Genomic DNA, 15,838 nt, shown 5'->3' on the forward strand with positions numbered 1-15,838 from the left:
GGCATGGGCAATGGCAGAATCTGGATGCGCATCGTCCTGGTGGCGCTGGTGGTGGCGGGCATCCTGGTGGCGATCGGATTTCGGGACCGGCTCACGGTGGAGGGACTGGAGGTCTGGATCGGCGGGCTGGGTGCCTCGGCGCCGTGGCTGTTCATGGGTGTCTACGCGCTCGCGGCCGTTTTCTTCCTGCCGGGTTCCGTGCTGACCCTCGCCGGCGGAGTCCTGTTCGGCCCGGTGTGGGGCAGTCTGTACAGCCTGGTCGGGGCCACCGCGGGGGCCACGCTGGCCTTCCTGGTGTCACGCTACGTCGCCTCCGACTGGGTCAGCCGGCGCGCGGGCGGAAAGGTCGCCACCCTGATCCGGGGCGTGGAACAGGAAGGCTGGCGGTTCGTGGCCTTCACCCGGCTGGTGCCGCTGTTCCCCTACAACCTGCTCAACTACGCCCTGGGGCTCACACGCATCCCGCTCGTGCCCTATGTCCTGGCCACCTTCGTGTGCATGGCCCCCGGCGCCATCGCCTACACCTACCTGGGCTTTGCGGGCAGGGAGGCGGTGGCCGGCGGCGAGAACCTGATACGGACCATCCTCATCGCCCTGGCCCTGCTGGCCGTCGCCCTGTTCATCCCCCGCCTGGTGACCCGCCTGCGCCGGGGCCGTGACCTGACGGTCCGGGAGGTGCAGAGCGCCCTGGATGAAGGCCGGCTCACGCTTCTGGACGTGCGCGGCCCCGACGAGTTTGCCAAGGCCCACGTGGCGGGTGCCGTGCCCATTCCCGTGGACGATCTGCTGGCGGCCCCGCAGCGGGTGGCGGAGGCCCATTCCGGGCCGCTGGCCCTGATCTGCCGCACGGATCGCCGCTCGGCCAAGGCCCAGCGGGCCCTTGCCCGTGCCGGGGTAACGGACGCGCGGGTGGTGCAGGGCGGAATGGAAGCCTGGGAACGGGCCGACCTTCCGGTGGTGCGGCCGGACGGTTCGTGACCATTCCCCCGCCGCCGTTGTCCGTGGTAGTCCCCACCCTAAACGAAGCGGACAACCTGGATGACCTGCTGGAGACCCTGGCGCCGCTGCGCCGGCGGGGCTGCGAGGTGATCCTGGTGGACGGCGGCAGCCGCGACGGGACTGCGGCCAGGGCACGGGACCGGGTGGATCGGGTCCTGGCATCCCCGAGGGGGCGGGCAGTGCAGATGAATGCGGGTGCCGCCGAGGCCCGTGCCGGCGCCCTGTGGTTTCTTCATGCCGACTGCCGGATCCCCGAGGACGCCGATGCGCTCATCCGGGCGGGCCTCGCGGATCGGGGCTGGGGCCGGTTCGACGTGCGCCTCTCCGGCAGTCATCCGCTGCTGCGGATGGTGGAGTCACTCATGAATATCCGTTCCTGCCTCACGGGCATCGCCACCGGAGATCAGGGCCTGTTCATGCGTACGGAAACCTTTCGTGCCGCGGGCGGATTCGCCGAGATTCCGTTGATGGAGGACATCGATCTCAGCCGCCGCCTCAAGCGCGGGGCGGGGCGGCCCGCCTGCCTGCGGCACAGACTGGTGACCTCCAGCCGTCGATGGGAACAGCAGGGCATCGTGCGCACCATCGTGCTCATGTGGTGCCTGCGCGGCGCCTACGCACTGGGCGTGAGTCCCTCGCGTCTGGCCGGATGGTACCGGTGACGCGCATCCAGGTCTTCGCGCGGGCGCCCAGGGCCGGGGAGACCAAGACCCGGCTGATCCCGGTCCTGGGTCCGGAAGGGGCCGCGCGTCTTCACGAGCGGCTGATTCATCGCACCCTGCAGACGGCGCAGGCGGCATCGCCGGACGGGTTGGAACTCTGGTGCACGCCGGACACCGGGCATCCGTTCTTCATCGAGTGTGCCACTCGCTATGACGTCCGCCTGCGTGCACAGACGGGCGATGATCTGGGTGAGCGGATGCATCACGCCCTGGAGGATGCCCGGCGACGGGGCGCGCATGCCGTGCTGGTGGGCGCGGACTGCCCGGCGCTGACCGCCGGGCACCTGCGCCAGGCCATGGCGTGGCTGGAGGAGGGCGCGGACCTGGTGCTCGGTCCGGCGGAGGACGGCGGCTACGTGCTCATCGGTGCCGGACGGGCGGAACCGGAACTGTTCCGGGCCGTCCCCTGGGGCACCGCACAGGTCCTGCAGGAAACCCGGACCCGGGCCCGGCGCCTGGGGCTGGGGGTGCGCAGTCTGCCCGTATTGCCGGACCTGGATCGTCCCGAGGACCTGGGCCGTTTTCCGGAACTGCTCGGGGATGCGGACCCGTAAGCGGGCCGGGTTCGGGTACAATGCCGCCCCATGAAAAGACGGCTTCTGTCCATCATCGACCACGCATCGCTCACCCCGCTGATCATCCTGGCGCTCCTGCTGGGGCTCGCGCCCTTCGTGCCGGAACCCCATCTCACCGAGAAGCTGCGCATGCTGTTTCAGGGTACGCTCACCCGGCCCCTGGATATCTTCGACCTGCTCATGCATGCGGCGCCCATCGTGCTGCTTGGGCTGAAGCTGTGGCGCATGGCGTGGTTGAGGAAAGCGGCGCAGGCCTGACCCGTGCGGGCCATCCGGGGGCAGCGGGCGACCGTGTTGCGCGGCGGGATCGGCTGACCGCCTGGGGAGGGGCGTCTGATCCGGGCTACACGCCCGTGAGTTCCAGACTCCCCTGGTAGATCTTCTGCAAGGCGATGCGGTACGCAGCGGTGCGATAATCGTAAATCTCCCCGTCGCGCGCTTCCATGATGTCCTGGAACGCGGTACGCATGGTGTCATCGAGGCCGGAATGCACCAGGTCCACCTCGCGCGCGCCGCGCACCAGCGCGCTGTGCATCCAGTCCGGCACCTGCTCGCCGGTCAGCAATTCAAGGGCGGAGACGATGTGCTGTCCGCGCAGTTCATCGAAGCGCCGCTGCAGGCGTCCCAGGCGGATGTGGGACAGGTTGCGGATCCACTCGAAGTAGGACACCACCACTCCGCCGGCATTCATGTAGACATCGGGCAGCACCGACACCCCCATCTCCCGCAGGATCTGGTCGGCATCGAAGGTGATGGGCCCGTTGGCCGCCTCGGCGATGAGCCGTGCCTTGATGCGCGGTGCGTTGTTCCCGTGGATGACCCCTTCCAGGGCCGCGGGTACGAGGATGTCGCATTCGTGTTCCAGGACGATCGACCCGGGCTCCACGAACTCCACGCCGGGGAACCCCTGCACCCCGCCGGTCTTGGTCATGAACTGGCGCACGTCCTCCACGGGCAGGCCCGCCTCGCTGACCAGCGCGCCGTCCTGCTCGATGATCCCGATGATCAGGGCGCCATCCTCCTCCTGCAGAAACTTGCCCAGGTGATAGCCCACGTTCCCCAGTCCCTGGATGATCACGCGCTTGCCTTCAAGGGCGCCCGAGAGCCCGGCCTCCCTGAGGGCGGACGGATGGCGGAAGAATTCCCGCAGGGCGAACTGGATGCCGCGCCCGGTGGCTTCCAGGCGCCCCCGGATACCGCCGAAGTGCAGCGGCTTGCCGGTCACGCAGGCCGCGAAATTGAGATCCTCCGGGTAGAGGTTCTTGTAGGCGTCCATGATCCAGGCCATCTCCCGCTGCCCGGTGCCCACATCGGGTGCCGGCACGTTGGTGGCGGGGCTCAGGAAACCCTTGCGGGCCAGTTCCTGGGCAAAGCGCCGGGTGATGCGTTCCATCTCGTCGCGGTCGTACTGCCCGGGATCGATGCTCAGGCCGCCCTTTGAACCTCCGAAGGGCACATCCACCAGCGCGCACTTGTAGGTCATCAGCGCGGCCAGGGCCTCGGCGGTCTCCTGATCCAGCGTGGGGGAATAACGCAGGCCGCCCTTGGCGGGCAGCCGGTGGGTGCTGTGCACCGCGCGCCAGCCCGTGAACTCGCGGATCTCACCGCGGATCTTCAGGGGAAAGGACACCTGCAGGATCGCATTGCAGGATTTCAGGGCGCGGTCCACGCCCGGCGGAAGGTCCAGGCCCTCCAGCGCCTTGTCCACCATCAGGGCCACGCTTTGCAGGAAGTTGGGGGACGGCGCGGAATCTCCCGGCATGGACGACCTCCTCGAACAGGATTTCAGCGGTTTGGACATGCGCCGGCGCGGCGGCATGAATCAGCAGGCGCTGCAAGGCCGGGCCTGGTGCATCGTCCTGTTACAGCCTAGCAGATCGTGCAATATCCCATCGCGGCGGCCAGCCGTGTGAACCCGCCAGGTTGTTCACGGGCAATCCTGGGGACATAGGGCGGATAAGCGAAGCGCATCCGCCGGGCACCTTGCCCACGGCGTGTACGACAACGCTCTCCAGCACCCTAGGAGCCCGCTGCATCGCAGCAACCCTCCGGATGACAACCTGTTGAGAGATCACAGCCAGCCCTTCCGTCAGCCGGAACCGTGTCCGGGCGTTTCCTGCCGGCCCGAGGTGCCCACCAACCAGAGCGCGGCGAACGCGATCACGCCCAGCATGGCCGAGATCGCCAGCACCCCGGTGCCGAAACGCTCGATGAGCAGCGCGAACGCGAAGGGCGCCCCCGCCTGGGCGAAGCGCGACGGCGCGCTCAACAGGCCCATGCGATGCCCGTAGTTCTCCGGCCCGAAGATGGCCAGCGGAAGCGTGCCCTTGGCGATGGACAGGATCCCGTGGCCCGCGCCGTGCAGCAGCGTAAAGAACGCCGCCGCGGGTGCGCCCAGCACCAGTATGGCCAGTGCGCCCACCGGGTGTGCCAGGGTCGCCAGCTTGCTGGCCAGCAGCGGATGGAAGTGACGGAGCACCATGTAGTCGAACAGGCGCGCGGCCACCTGTGCGGGCCCCACCAGGGCCGCGATGGCCACCGCGGCGGCCGGCGAGAGCCCGGTGTCCTGCAACAGACGGGGCAGGTGCGCCGCCATAGCCGTGCCCGTGAACCATGCCACCGCGAACACGCAGGCGATCAGGATCAGCGATCGGTCCAGGGCGGTCGATCCGGTGGTGTGCAGTGCCCGGGGCGGCGGGGGCGGCTGAACCACTCGGGGCAGCAGAAACCGGTTGACGGGCAGCCCCGCGAACAGGTGCACGCCGGCCCAGATCAGGCAGGCGGCGCGCCAGCCCAGTTGCACCTCCATGTAGGCCGTCAGGGGCCAGCAGATGGTGCTGGCGAAGCCGGCCATGAGCGTCACGCCGATGATGGCGCCCCGTGCATCCCGGCCGTAGATGCCCGCGAGCGTGGAGAACGCTCCCTCGTACAGCCCCATGGACATGCCCATGCCGATGATCAGCCAGCCGGCCAGCATCGTGCCCGGCCCCTGGGCCAGCGCCAGGACCAGCAGGCCCGCGGCGAAGATCAGGCTGGAGGCGGCGAGCACGTGGCGGCCGCCGTAACGATCGATGCGGCGTCCCGCGACCGGCCCGAACAGTGCCGCGAGCACCAGTGCGGCGGAGAACGCGCCAAAGACCCAGCTCGGGGGAATATCCAGTTCCCGGGCCATGGGGATCGCCAGGATGGCCGGCAGGTAATAGGTGGAACCCCAGGCCAGGGTCTGGGTCGCACCCAGGGCGAGCACGGTGCGGTTGCGGGGGGCTTCGTTCATGCGGGCCGGGAAACGCACCGCTCCCGGCACGGGCATCGATTCTGGTACCCTTCCGCCTGAGTCCCGGGACGGCCGTGCGCCGGCGCCCCGCCGGCCTGGCCCGCGGGGCGTCGGGAGGCAGCGCAGAATCGAGACAGTGAATCAGGAATATTACGCATCATATTGTTTCTTATTATTTTATTGTGAATATTTCAGTCTGTTCATCGAACCGGATTGCCGTGGCGCCCATGATGGATTGGACGGATCGGCACTGCCGATACTTTCTGCGTCTCATCAGCCGCCGAGCCCTACTGTACACCGAGATGGTGACTACGGGCGCCCTGCTGCACGGGGATGCGGCGCGCTTTCTCGCCTACCACCCCGACGAGCATCCCGTGGCCCTGCAACTGGGCGGCAGCGAGCCGTCCGAGTTGGCCGGCGGCGCACGCATGGCCCAGGCGCACGGCTATGACCAGGTGAATCTCAACGTGGGCTGCCCCTCGGATCGGGTGCAGTCGGGGCGCTTCGGCGCATGTCTCATGGCGGAACCGGCGCTGGTGGCCGAGTGCGTCGCCGCCATGGCAGACGCCTGCACGCTGCCGGTGACGGTCAAGACCCGCATCGGCATCGACGATCTCGACGCCTACGAGGATCTCACCGCCTTCATCGACACCGTCCGGGCGGCCGGCTGCGGGACTTTCATCATCCACGCCCGCAAGGCCTGGCTGCACGGCCTGAGCCCGAAGGAGAACCGCGAGATCCCGCCGCTTCGCTACGACGTGGTGCACCGGCTGAAGGCCGATTTCCCGCACCTGGAGATCATTCTGAACGGCGGCGTCCGGGATCTGGACACGGTGGCGGCCCAACTGGACCATGTGGACGGCGTGATGCTCGGACGGGAGGCCTATCACAACCCCTACCTGTTGGCGGACGTGGACCGGCGTTTCTTCGGCGACAACCATCCCGTGCCGGACCGCCACGGCGTGGTGGAGGCCTTGCTGCCCTATATGTCCGACCGCCTGGATGAGGGGGTCCCCCTGCAGGCCATGACGCGCCACATCCTGGGCCTGTTCCAGGGCCGACCCGGCGCGCGCGCCTGGCGGCGCCACCTGAGCGAGAACGCCCATCGCCCCGGTGCCGGCATCGAGGTCATCCGCGCGGCGGCCGCGCGCGTGCCGGTGCCGGACGCGGAAGAGGCCCGCAGCGCGATCGCCTGATTGAGTTCAGCGGCATTCGAGGGAATGCATTTTTGCCACAGAGGGCACAGAGAAAAAACCAACGGAATCGTAGGTTGGGGTGAGCGCAGCGAACCCCAACACGGCGGAGGTCTTCCGGGCCCCGGAGCGTTGGGGTTCGTTCCTCACCCCAACCTACAACGGTTCAAAGCTTTTCCTCTGTGACCTCTGTGGCAAACGAAACTCTCACCCGGCCGCCTTGATCCGTTCCCACCGCACCAGCGCCTGCCTCCGGGTTTCCGCCAGGTCCACCACCGGCCCGGGGTAGTTGTCGCCCAGACGCACGCCCGCCTGTTGAAGCACCGTCCCGGGTGCCTCCCAGGGCTTGTGAACATACCGGGCGGGCAGGTGCGCGAGCTCGGGCACCCAGCGGCGCACATAATCGCCCTGCGGATCGAAACGTTCCCCCTGGAGGACCGGATTGAACACCCGGAAGTAGGGTGCGGCATCCGCGCCGCAGCCGGCGGTCCACTGCCAGCCCAGGGTATTGGCCGCCAAATCCGCGTCCACCAGGGTGTCCCAGAACCAGCGCGCGCCATCCAGCCAGTGAATGCCCAGGTTCTTGGTGAGCAGGGAGGCGACGATCATGCGGGCGCGATTGTGCATCCATCCGGTCGCCCACAGCGCACGCATCGCGGCGTCCACCAGGGGGATGCCGGTCCGGCCCTGCTGCCAGGCCTCGAGGATGTGCGGATCGGGATCGACCCAGGGGAGGGCATCGAAGCGCGGGTCCAGCGGGCGGGTGGCGGTGTGGGGAAAATGGTGGAGCAGGTGATGGGCGAACTCGCGCCAGCCGATCTCCCGAAGAAACGCGTCCACGGACTCGCGGCCGTTCCGGCTGTCCGCCTCTGCACCGGCCATGCGACAGGCGGCGACCACCTGGCGTGGTCCGATCTCCCCGAAATGCAGGTGCGCCGACAGTCTCGAACTGCCGTCCCGGTCGGGACGATTTCGCATGGGCTCGTAATCCTGCACCACCTTGTCCATAAAGGTCCGCAGACGGGCCAGTGCGCCGGCCTCGCCTGGTTGCCAGTATTCGCCAAAGGACGCGTCCCAGCCCGTGCGCGGCAGGAGCGCCAGGTCCTCCGGGTCAAGGCCCCGGGGCACGTGCCGCGGGGCCGAGATCCGCTCGGGGGCGGGGGTGACCCTGTCGGGCAGGCCCGCATCCCGGCATGCCTTCCAGAAGGGCGTGAACACCCGGTACGGATCGCCGGCGCGGTTGATCACCGCGCCGGGCTCGTGGAGCAGGGCGGCATTGAAGCTCTCCGCGATGACGCCTTTCTTCGTCAGCATGTCCCGGACCACCTCGTCCCGGGCAACGGGCGCGGGTTCGTGGAGCCGGTTCCAGCAGACGCGGCCGGCGCCGGTTTCCGCGATCAGCGCCTCCAGACACGGCAGCGTGGGTCCGCGCCGGATCACCAGCGGCGCGCCCCGGGCGGCAAGATCCCGTTTCAGGGCAACCAGACTGTGATGCAGCCACCAGCGGCTGGCGGCGCCCGGCGGCCAGTCGCCTTCCTCCTCCGTTGCATGAATGAACACCGGGATCACGCCGCCCTGTTCCAGTGCCCGTGCGAGGGCCGGATTGTCGGTCAGGCGCAGGTCACGCCGGAACCAGAGCAGCGACACGGTCATCGGTGACTCCCATGGGGAAATGGCGTACGTTCGGCGGCAAGGGGATGGCGGGTCTGCTCCGGCCATCGGTGGACGGTACGGACAGGCAACGCCCCCCTGTGCCGGCAGTGTAGGGCAATTGGTCGGACGACTCACCCGCGTGCACGACATGGACCCTGAACGGCCCCGGTCGGAAGGGCGCAGCGGAACAATCCGCACGCCGGCAACGTCCGTATCCATAGGCCGGAACACCATGCACAGCGCAACCAAGGGCATCCCATGATCACGCCTCGACCCCTGTTCATCGCCTTGCTCACCTGCCTGTGGCTCCTGCCGGGCCTCGGGCTGCCGCTGCTGGCGGGCGATCCGGATCTGCGCAACACCATGGGCGAGAGCCCGTCACCGTATCTGAGACTCCATGAGGATGATCCGGTCCGCTGGCAGGCCTGGTCGGATGCCACCCTGCAACTGGCCAGCGAGTCCGACCGCCTCCTGCTGGTGTCCGTGGGCTATTTCTCCTGCCACTGGTGTCACGTGATGCAGCGGGAGAGTTTCAGGGATGAGGACATCGCCGCGCGCATCAATGCGGGCTTCATACCCGTGAAGGTCGACCGGGAACTCAACGCGGCGCTGGATGAACGCCTGATGAATTTCCTGCACGCGACCCGCGGTTTCGGCGGCTGGCCCCTGAACGTGATCCTGACCCCCGAGGGACATCCCCTGGTGGGCACGGTTTACCTGCCTCCCGAAGAGTTCGACGGCTGGCTGGCGCGTGTCCATGAACACTGGCGGCAGGACCGGGAAAACCTGAGAGTCGTCACCCGGGAGGCCGCCCGGGAGCTGGCGGCCCTGGAACGCGCCGGGCAGGCCCCCGTGCAGGGCGCGAACCCGGAGGAACTGCTGGATCGCATGCTCAACGCACACCGCGGCCTGGCCGACAAGATGAGCGGCGGTTTCGGCAACCAGAGCAAGTTCCCCCACGCGGCGCAACTGCGCGTTCTGCTGGAGGCCACCCGGCTGCGTGACGAGCCCTGGCTGGAGGAGTTTCTCGCCGTGACCCTGGATGCCATGGCGACCCAGGGGCTTCGGGACGTGCTGGGCGGCGGCTTCTACCGGTACACCGAGGACCCGGAATGGCAGGTCCCCCATTTCGAGAAGATGCTCTACGACAATGCCCTGCTGGCCGAGTTGTACCTGCGCGCCGCCGAGGTCCTGGGCCGCGAGGACTACCGGGGCGTGGGCATGGACACCGTGCGTTTCATGCTAGAGGAGATGGCAACAGGGCGGGGCGACTTCGTTGCCAGCCTGTCCGCCGTGGACGACCAGGACGTGGAGGGCGGCTATTACCTCTGGTCGCGGGAGGAGGTGCACGCCCTGGTGGGTGACGATGCCTGGCCCGCGGTGGAACTGGCCTGGGGTTTCGACACCACGCCCATCCTGGAACACGGCCATCTGGCCGTCCAGGCAAGGTCGCCGGCCCGGGTGGCCGATGCACTGGACATGGAAGCGGGGCGGGTGGCCACGCACCTGGCACAGGCCCGTGAACGGCTGCTCGAAGCCCGGGCGTCGCGCGTATTGCCCGTGGACGACAAGGTGGTGGTGGGCTGGAACGGCCTCACGCTGTCGGCCCTCGCGGCTGCCGCGCCCCATGATGAGCGCGCCGCCGACGCCGGCGCGGCCCTGCATGGCCGCATCCTGGAAGCCATGTGGCGAAACGGGGAGCTGCCCCGTGCGCTGGACGCGGACGGCGTGCCCGTGGGTGAGGGGGAGCTGGAGGACTACGCCTTCATCGCCCGGGGACTGGCGCAATGGGCGGCGTACACGCAGGAGCGCGACGTGTGGCAACAGGCCGCGCAGGTGGCACATGCCGCCTGGAGCCTGTTCCACAACGAGGACGGCTGGCGCCCCACCCGGGTCCCGGTCCTGCCCGGATCACCCCGCCTGGTGCACCTTGAGGACACGCCGCTGCCTTCCACCAGCGCCACCATGCAGTCGGTCACCGCGCGCATCCTCGCCCACACGGACCACGATGGCCTTCGCCAACGCGCCGCCCGGGCGGAACGCCGCATCACCCGAAACCTGGTGGGTTCACCCTTTGTGCACGCCTCGCAGATTCTTCAATTGCATGCGGTGAATCAGTGAAGGGGGCAACTCATTGAGCAACTGATTTCAGTACTGCCGGGCGTCGGTCTCTGGCCTGGTTCTCTGACTCCTCGACATTCCCGATGATTCGATCATCTCAGAGGGTCGAAGGACATCCGCGATCAGAGGCATAAACACCTGGGCCAACCTGCCCAATCCAAACACCTTTCGCCCGGAGGACCGGGCTCCTACGCGTGCCCGTATCCCATACCGTAGGAGCCCAGTCCCCTGGGCGATCCTGCTCAAACCAAACCCCTTTCGCCCGGAGAACCGGGCTCCTGCGTGCCCATATCCCCATCCCGTAGGAGCCCAGTCCCGTGGGCGATCCTGCTCAAACCAAACCCCATTCGCCCGGAGACGCAGCCCGAGCACTATCCCGGTCGCGACTGCAGCTCCAGTACGTTCCCTTCCGGATCGGTGACATAGACCCACGTCAGCTTGACCCCCGCCGCATTCGTCAGCGTGACGACTTCTCCCACCGGCTGCCCTCCCGCAGCGAGCACGGCCTCGCGTGCGGACGGCACATCGTCCACTGCAAAGGCGATGTGGCCGAATCCCGGGCGGTTCACCGCCACTCCCGGCTTTTCCTCCAGGATGTTGTAGTTGAAGATCTCGAGCGTTGGGCCGTCCGCGCCGTAACCCGGCAAGCGCAGGTGCACGCCGCGGAGTTTGGCGCCCGGAATCCCCGTCCCACGCTCGAGGTCCCGGCCCTTGAAATCGCGTTCCGGCGGGACCGGCGTGCAGCCGAACAGATCCTGGTAGAACCGCGCCAGTGCCCTCCAGTCCTTCGCAATCAGGTTCGTGTGCCGGTACCTGGCTCCCGCGATCATCGTGTATCTCCGAAATCAGCTGACGTCGTTTCCGGGATCCGTTCGGCGGTTCGAGCGTCCGGCCGACGGAGTGTGGGCGACGGCCATCAGGCCGGCGGCTCCACCGACATGCTGCTCTCGATCGCCAGGTTGTACTGATGGAACTGAGTGTTGCGTACCCATCCCAGCGACTCGTACAGCGCCTGCGCCGGTCGGTTGTCGATTGCAGTGGAAAGCGAGAGCCGAACAGCCCCCGCCCCTTGTGCAAACTCGGCCGCCGCAAGCAACAGCGCCCGCCCGACGCCTCCCCGGCGTTGCGCGGGAGCCACAAAAAGATCGTTCAGAATGAACACCGGCGCGACGGCGACCGACGAGAATCCGGGGAACATCTGCGTAAAGCCCGCCAATACACCAGTCGGCATCTCCGCGACCAGCACAACAGAATCTCCCCGTTCCATGCGATCTGCCATGAAACGATGCGCGGCGGCAAAATCCGCAGCTTGTCCATAGAACATGCGGTACTGATCAAACAGCCCCGCGACCTCCTCAAGATCCTCGGGGACAGCAGGCCGTACGTGGATCACGACGTGACTCTCCTTCTGCTCTGGCGCGTCGCCTCGTACCGCAGCGCCACCGCCCCCGAGCTCAACTCCAGCCGGCTCACGAGCTTCAGGTCGACATGCTTCGACAGCCCCGCGAGCACCGTCGGGCCATGGCCCGCCAGCCTGGGATGCACAACGAACTCGTACTCATCGATCAAGCCCAGCTCCGCCAACGCCAACGGCAGCTTCACGCCTCCCACCAACAGTCCCTTGCCTGACTCCTGCTTGAGCTGCCGGACGGCCGTCTCGAGGTCCCCGCGCACGAGCTCCGCGTTCCAATCGACCCGGTCCAGGGTGCTCGAAACGACGTACTTCTTTGCCGAATTGATCGTCCGGGCGAAGGGCTCCATCCAGTCAGGCCTAGGTTCCGTCCCCGCCGGCGGCCGGAACGCTGCCTCCATCATCTCGTAAGTCACCCGCCCGAAGAGGAGCGCATCTGCCTGGCCAAGGCTCTCGATCGCGTGACGATGCAACTCCTCATCCGCAGGAATTGCACGATTGAGCTAGTTGAGTAATTTTCCGACAGTCCGCCCTGATTAGGGCGGGCACCGGGGTCTCCGGTAGATTGGTAGTCGCCAGACAATCCATCTACCAAGGAGAACTCCCGATGACCGCAGTCACAGAGAGTACCAAGCGCAAGCTGTCTTTGCTGCAACTGGCCGAGGAACTGGGCAATGTGTCCAAGGCGTGCAAGATCATGGGCTATCACCGAGACACCTTCTACGAGGTGCGCCGGGCCTTCCAGGTGGGCGGTGTGGGCGCCCTCATCGAGCAACGCCGGGGGCCCAGAAACCCCCACCCCAACCGGGTCGCCCCCGAGGTCGAGGAGGCGATCCTCGCGCTCTGCCTTGAGTTCCCCACTTACGGCGCCCAGCGCATCGCCAATGAGCTGCGCCTCCGGGATGTCAACGTCAGCCCCTCCGGTGTGCGCGGGGTGTGGCTTCGCCACGATCTCGAGACCCGCCACAAGCGCCTGTTGCGCCTCGAGGCCCGGGCCCAAGAGGACACCTTCGTGCTCTCCGATGCCCAGATCCGCCTGCTTGAGCGCCATTCCTGCGAGTTCCGTATGCGTCATGTCGAGACCAATGGCCCCGGAGAACTGCTCAACCAGGACACCTACTACTGGGGCACCCTCAAGGGCGTCGGCAAGGTCTACGTCCAGGTCGTGGTCGATGCCTTCTGTTCACTCGCCTTCGCCAAGGTCTACACCTCGAAGATGCCCATCACCTCGGCTGATCTGCTCTATGACCGGGTGCTGCCCTTCTATGAGACCTTGGGCGTGGCAGTAAAAGCGATCCTCACCGACAACGGGCGCGAGTTCTGCGGGCGTCCCGAGCAGCACCCCTACGAGCTGCTGCTGGCGCTCCATGACATCGAACATCGCACCACCAGGATCCGCAGCCCACGCACCAACGGTTTTGTCGAGCGCATGAACCGCACGCTGCTCGATGAATGCTTCCGCGTCGCCGGGCGCCAGACCTGGTATCTCTCGCCCGAGGAGATCCAGCGCGATCTGGACAGGTTCCTCGAGTTCTACAACCTCAGGCGCAGCCATCAGGGCTATCGCCTGAAGGGCCGAACCCCTGCTCAGGCGCTGCGCGAAGCGCTCGGCACAAAGAAGCTTCCACCCATCGTCCCCAAGGACGACACCAACGTGGAAAAAAAGGCGGCATGATCAACTGCCGGAGGCCCCGTGTGTCGGGTAATTACCAAACTTGTACAGCACGATGATCGCAGCAGCCGTCCAATGTGACGTTGATGGAATACCGAAGGGGTCGCATTTGCATGTGTCGATCCTCGGAGAGGCGGCTGCCGTTCAAAATGGACGGCTGATCCCGCGATGTCTGAACGACGGACAACACACTTCCGATTCGACATACTGCGGAGCGAAGTTAGGTACTTACACGGGTCCTGCATGCGTTCCACTGGATAGCAGTTGGATGGGGCACGCTATTCTGCCCTTGAAAGGTCGTGTTTGTATTGCCCAATGCTCCAGCCCAATTCATTCCATCTGGAATCCTGCGAGTGAATATGGATCTCAAACTCATCTCTAGACCAACCATAGGCCTGCGCCCGAGCCTCGACGTCGGCCATCGGGATAATGTAAGCATAGCGCTCTGCCGGATTGGTCAGGCAAAGCCACGCCTGTTTTCCGGACGAGGCCAAGTCTCTCCGCGGCTTCTTGTTGACGCGGTACCATAACAAGTCGGCCTCCTTATTGTAGTTCTGGCAGTAGACGAGTTGGTTGTCAGACTCAAACATGAACTGGTAGCGACTGACCTGATGGAAACCATCACCAAATCGGTCTTTCAGCAGGAACTGAACGAAGGTGGCAGAATCAACAAGTGGTGACTCACCGTCCCCTCGTGGCGTTACTTTCCTGCCCTTTGGAGGAGGCGGCGAAGGCATCTTGAGCAGGATTCTCCGTAGGACGTCATTTGCGGTGTCAACCAGTGGCTGCGCGTGCCGCTGAAGCATCTCGAACACTTCGGCGTCAACTCTAATCGTGTGCCACTTTGCTTGCGTCTCGTCAGGCATCTTTGCCACACCTCCAAGGAGGGTTGTCTGATGCGGATCGTCGAGAACGGCGACGGATCTAATCGTGCTCTGCAGAAACAGATCCGTCACTCATTCCAACGCAGAGGTATCTCGCGGGTTTCAGTGGCACGAATTATGGTTCACCATCTTGCAGAATGCTTGCCACTGACACCCGCCTGTTCCAGCACACTGTTGAGTCTTACTAAGCAAAATCAAGGTACTTTTCCTCGAACGATCGATAGAACGCATGCAGCCGTCCTTCAGCACAGCATTCCTTGAGATCGGCGACAACGTCCTCCAAGAGGAGGATTCGTAGCTTCTCTCGGCCCGCTTTCGAGAGAAAGGCATCCCTTGCCCGTTCCGCTTGACACAACACTTTGGTATTTCGCCGTGGAAATAGGAGGGTTCTACCCCATTTCCACGGACGGTTGAGTTAAGAGTAATTGCTTCTGCTTAGCCGCCTCAAGACGCCGCCTGCGGCGCGGGTTGTGGAAGCGCTCGATGTAGTCGAACACGTCGGCCCTGGTCTCGGTGCGGGTCTGATAGATTCGGCGATTGACCCGTTCGCGTTTCAGCAGCCCGAAGACTACGCTAAGCGGCTCCACGGATGACCACACTCCCTGTCCGTCTTCTCCGCCCGACTTTAACGGCTGGGAGCGGGGGAGGCAAACGGCGCACCCCTGATGGGAGGCGGTCTTGCAGCAGGGCCGGGCGCCGCTATGCCTTCCTGACGAAGCGTGCGATGCGGATTCCGGAAGATGCCGCGGTCATGGGCAGGGCAGGCCGCCGGGATTCACACTCAGAAGGCGTCCAGGGTCTCGTGGACGATGTCTTCCAGCAGATCCTCCACGGCCCGGAGGGATTCCTGCGAGGCCTCGCTGCCAACCGGCACCGGGCGGCGGTAGGAGACGTAGACGGTGTCCGGCTCCTCCTCGGTCACGTAGACCGCCACGATGTACGGACAGAACACGATGTTGTGCACGTCCGCCTCCATCATGCGCCGGGAGACGGTGGCGCTGCAGAACTCGTAGGCCTGGCCTTCCAGGTAGATGGCCTCGCCGCCCACGTCCGCGGCGGTGCGCTGGAGCATGGCGGCGATGTGGGCGACGTTGTTGACCACGATGCCCCGGTTGGTGATGGCCATCTCCAGACCTTCACGATAGGTCTCGAATTCCCCCTGCACCGAGTACACGCGCATGTGCTCGGTCTCCAGGTCCGGCCCCTTGGCCAGCGCGGTCTGGCCCAGCGCAGCCAGGGTGAACAGGGCGAGGACGGCGAGGAAGAACGGTTTCATGGGTTTCTCCGGGTCGTGGTGCCTGTGGGTAACGGGTCGGGACGCACCATCCGGCTCC

General features: G+C 66.1%; 16 protein-coding genes and 1 pseudogene. 8 read left to right on the forward strand and 9 right to left on the reverse strand.

The genetic code is table 11. The features are described from left to right. Positions 1 to 3: 3 nt before the first annotated feature. From THITHI_RS0103120 to THITHI_RS0103135, 4 genes are read left to right on the forward strand one after another with little or no spacing between them, the layout of a single operon-like run. A complete protein-coding gene (locus THITHI_RS0103120) occupies positions 4 to 978 on the forward strand; it encodes a VTT domain-containing protein (RefSeq protein WP_026186015.1) in 975 nt (324 codons plus the stop codon). Further along, entirely contained in the window at positions 975 to 1,661 is a 687-nt protein-coding gene (locus tag THITHI_RS0103125; protein WP_018231618.1) for a TIGR04283 family arsenosugar biosynthesis glycosyltransferase, read from the forward strand. Before THITHI_RS0103120 ends, THITHI_RS0103125 begins: the two co-directional genes overlap by 4 nt. After that, the gene (locus THITHI_RS0103130) at positions 1,649 to 2,275 is read left to right on the forward strand and encodes a TIGR04282 family arsenosugar biosynthesis glycosyltransferase (RefSeq protein WP_018231619.1); all 627 of its coding nucleotides are present in this window, start codon (positions 1,649 to 1,651) and stop codon (positions 2,273 to 2,275) included. The genes THITHI_RS0103125 and THITHI_RS0103130 overlap by 13 nt, the downstream gene beginning before the upstream one ends. Positions 2,276 to 2,305: 30 nt before the next feature. Continuing rightward, positions 2,306 to 2,554, forward strand: coding sequence for a hypothetical protein (locus THITHI_RS0103135; protein WP_018231620.1), 249 nt, complete (start codon positions 2,306 to 2,308; stop codon positions 2,552 to 2,554). An 85-nt stretch (positions 2,555 to 2,639) separates the two neighbouring features. Here THITHI_RS0103135 and THITHI_RS0103140 read toward each other — a convergent pair whose 3' ends face one another. Beyond that, positions 2,640 to 4,058, reverse strand: coding sequence for a Glu/Leu/Phe/Val family dehydrogenase (locus tag THITHI_RS0103140; protein WP_018231621.1), 1,419 nt, complete (start codon positions 4,056 to 4,058; stop codon positions 2,640 to 2,642). On the opposite strand from THITHI_RS0103140, the gene THITHI_RS20510 reads away from it, so the two are divergent. After that, positions 4,057 to 4,209 carry a hypothetical protein gene (locus tag THITHI_RS20510; protein WP_018231622.1) on the forward strand — a complete coding sequence of 51 codons (153 nt, stop codon included), beginning with the start codon at positions 4,057 to 4,059 and terminating at the stop codon, positions 4,207 to 4,209. The genes THITHI_RS0103140 and THITHI_RS20510 overlap by 2 nt on opposite strands. A gap of 176 nt (positions 4,210 to 4,385) precedes the next feature. Here the strand turns inward: THITHI_RS20510 and THITHI_RS0103150 are convergent, their stop codons facing one another. Continuing rightward, on the reverse strand, positions 4,386 to 5,570 hold the full coding sequence (locus THITHI_RS0103150) for an MFS transporter (protein ID WP_033337029.1): 1,185 nt from the start codon (positions 5,568 to 5,570) through the stop codon (positions 4,386 to 4,388). Positions 5,571 to 5,758: 188 nt separating this feature from the next. On the opposite strand from THITHI_RS0103150, the gene dusA reads away from it, so the two are divergent. Then, positions 5,759 to 6,766, forward strand: a complete 1,008-nt coding sequence (dusA, locus tag THITHI_RS18360) for a tRNA dihydrouridine(20/20a) synthase DusA (RefSeq protein WP_269646187.1) — start codon at positions 5,759 to 5,761, stop codon at positions 6,764 to 6,766. Between the two features lie 204 nt (positions 6,767 to 6,970). On the opposite strand, the gene THITHI_RS0103160 is transcribed toward dusA, so the two are convergent. Beyond that, positions 6,971 to 8,416: a cryptochrome/photolyase family protein gene (locus THITHI_RS0103160; protein ID WP_018231625.1), complete on the reverse strand. Its 1,446-nt coding sequence runs from the start codon at positions 8,414 to 8,416 to the stop codon at positions 6,971 to 6,973. Between the two features lie 258 nt (positions 8,417 to 8,674). Between THITHI_RS0103160 and THITHI_RS0103165 the strand changes: the two genes are divergently transcribed. Continuing rightward, entirely contained in the window at positions 8,675 to 10,537 is a 1,863-nt protein-coding gene (locus THITHI_RS0103165) for a thioredoxin domain-containing protein (RefSeq protein WP_018231626.1), read from the forward strand. Positions 10,538 to 10,908: 371 nt separating this feature from the next. On the opposite strand, the gene THITHI_RS0103170 is transcribed toward THITHI_RS0103165, so the two are convergent. From THITHI_RS0103170 to THITHI_RS0103180, 3 genes are all read right to left on the reverse strand, one after another. Beyond that, positions 10,909 to 11,367 carry a VOC family protein gene (locus tag THITHI_RS0103170; protein WP_018231627.1) on the reverse strand — a complete coding sequence of 153 codons (459 nt, stop codon included), beginning with the start codon at positions 11,365 to 11,367 and terminating at the stop codon, positions 10,909 to 10,911. An 86-nt stretch (positions 11,368 to 11,453) separates the two neighbouring features. Next, the gene (locus THITHI_RS0103175) at positions 11,454 to 11,930 is read right to left on the reverse strand and encodes a GNAT family N-acetyltransferase (protein ID WP_018231628.1); all 477 of its coding nucleotides are present in this window, start codon (positions 11,928 to 11,930) and stop codon (positions 11,454 to 11,456) included. Beyond that, positions 11,927 to 12,421, reverse strand: a complete 495-nt coding sequence (locus THITHI_RS0103180; protein ID WP_018231629.1) for a dihydrofolate reductase family protein — start codon at positions 12,419 to 12,421, stop codon at positions 11,927 to 11,929. Before THITHI_RS0103180 ends, THITHI_RS0103175 begins: the two co-directional genes overlap by 4 nt. A 134-nt stretch (positions 12,422 to 12,555) precedes the next feature. Here THITHI_RS0103180 and THITHI_RS0103185 point away from each other — a divergent pair, with 134 nt between their 5' ends. Then, positions 12,556 to 13,623 carry an IS481 family transposase gene (locus tag THITHI_RS0103185; protein ID WP_018231239.1) on the forward strand — a complete coding sequence of 356 codons (1,068 nt, stop codon included), beginning with the start codon at positions 12,556 to 12,558 and terminating at the stop codon, positions 13,621 to 13,623. A gap of 275 nt (positions 13,624 to 13,898) precedes the next feature. Here the strand turns inward: THITHI_RS0103185 and THITHI_RS0103190 are convergent, their stop codons facing one another. The 3 genes and pseudogenes from THITHI_RS0103190 to THITHI_RS0103200 all read right to left on the reverse strand — a co-directional run bounded on the left by THITHI_RS0103190 (position 13,899) and on the right by THITHI_RS0103200 (position 15,780). Further along, positions 13,899 to 14,486: a hypothetical protein gene (locus tag THITHI_RS0103190; RefSeq protein WP_156820459.1), complete on the reverse strand. Its 588-nt coding sequence runs from the start codon at positions 14,484 to 14,486 to the stop codon at positions 13,899 to 13,901. Between the two features lie 407 nt (positions 14,487 to 14,893). Beyond that, positions 14,894 to 15,070: pseudogene (locus THITHI_RS18365) on the reverse strand (IS3 family transposase); the annotation flags it as partial. A gap of 215 nt (positions 15,071 to 15,285) precedes the next feature. Next, positions 15,286 to 15,780 carry a DUF302 domain-containing protein gene (locus THITHI_RS0103200; protein WP_018231632.1) on the reverse strand — a complete coding sequence of 165 codons (495 nt, stop codon included), beginning with the start codon at positions 15,778 to 15,780 and terminating at the stop codon, positions 15,286 to 15,288. Positions 15,781 to 15,838: the final 58 nt, after the last annotated feature.

Origin of the sequence: Thioalkalivibrio thiocyanodenitrificans ARhD 1, assembly GCF_000378965.1 — a bacterium.
Lineage (GTDB): Bacteria > Pseudomonadota > Gammaproteobacteria > Ectothiorhodospirales > Ectothiorhodospiraceae > Thioalkalivibrio_A > Thioalkalivibrio_A thiocyanodenitrificans.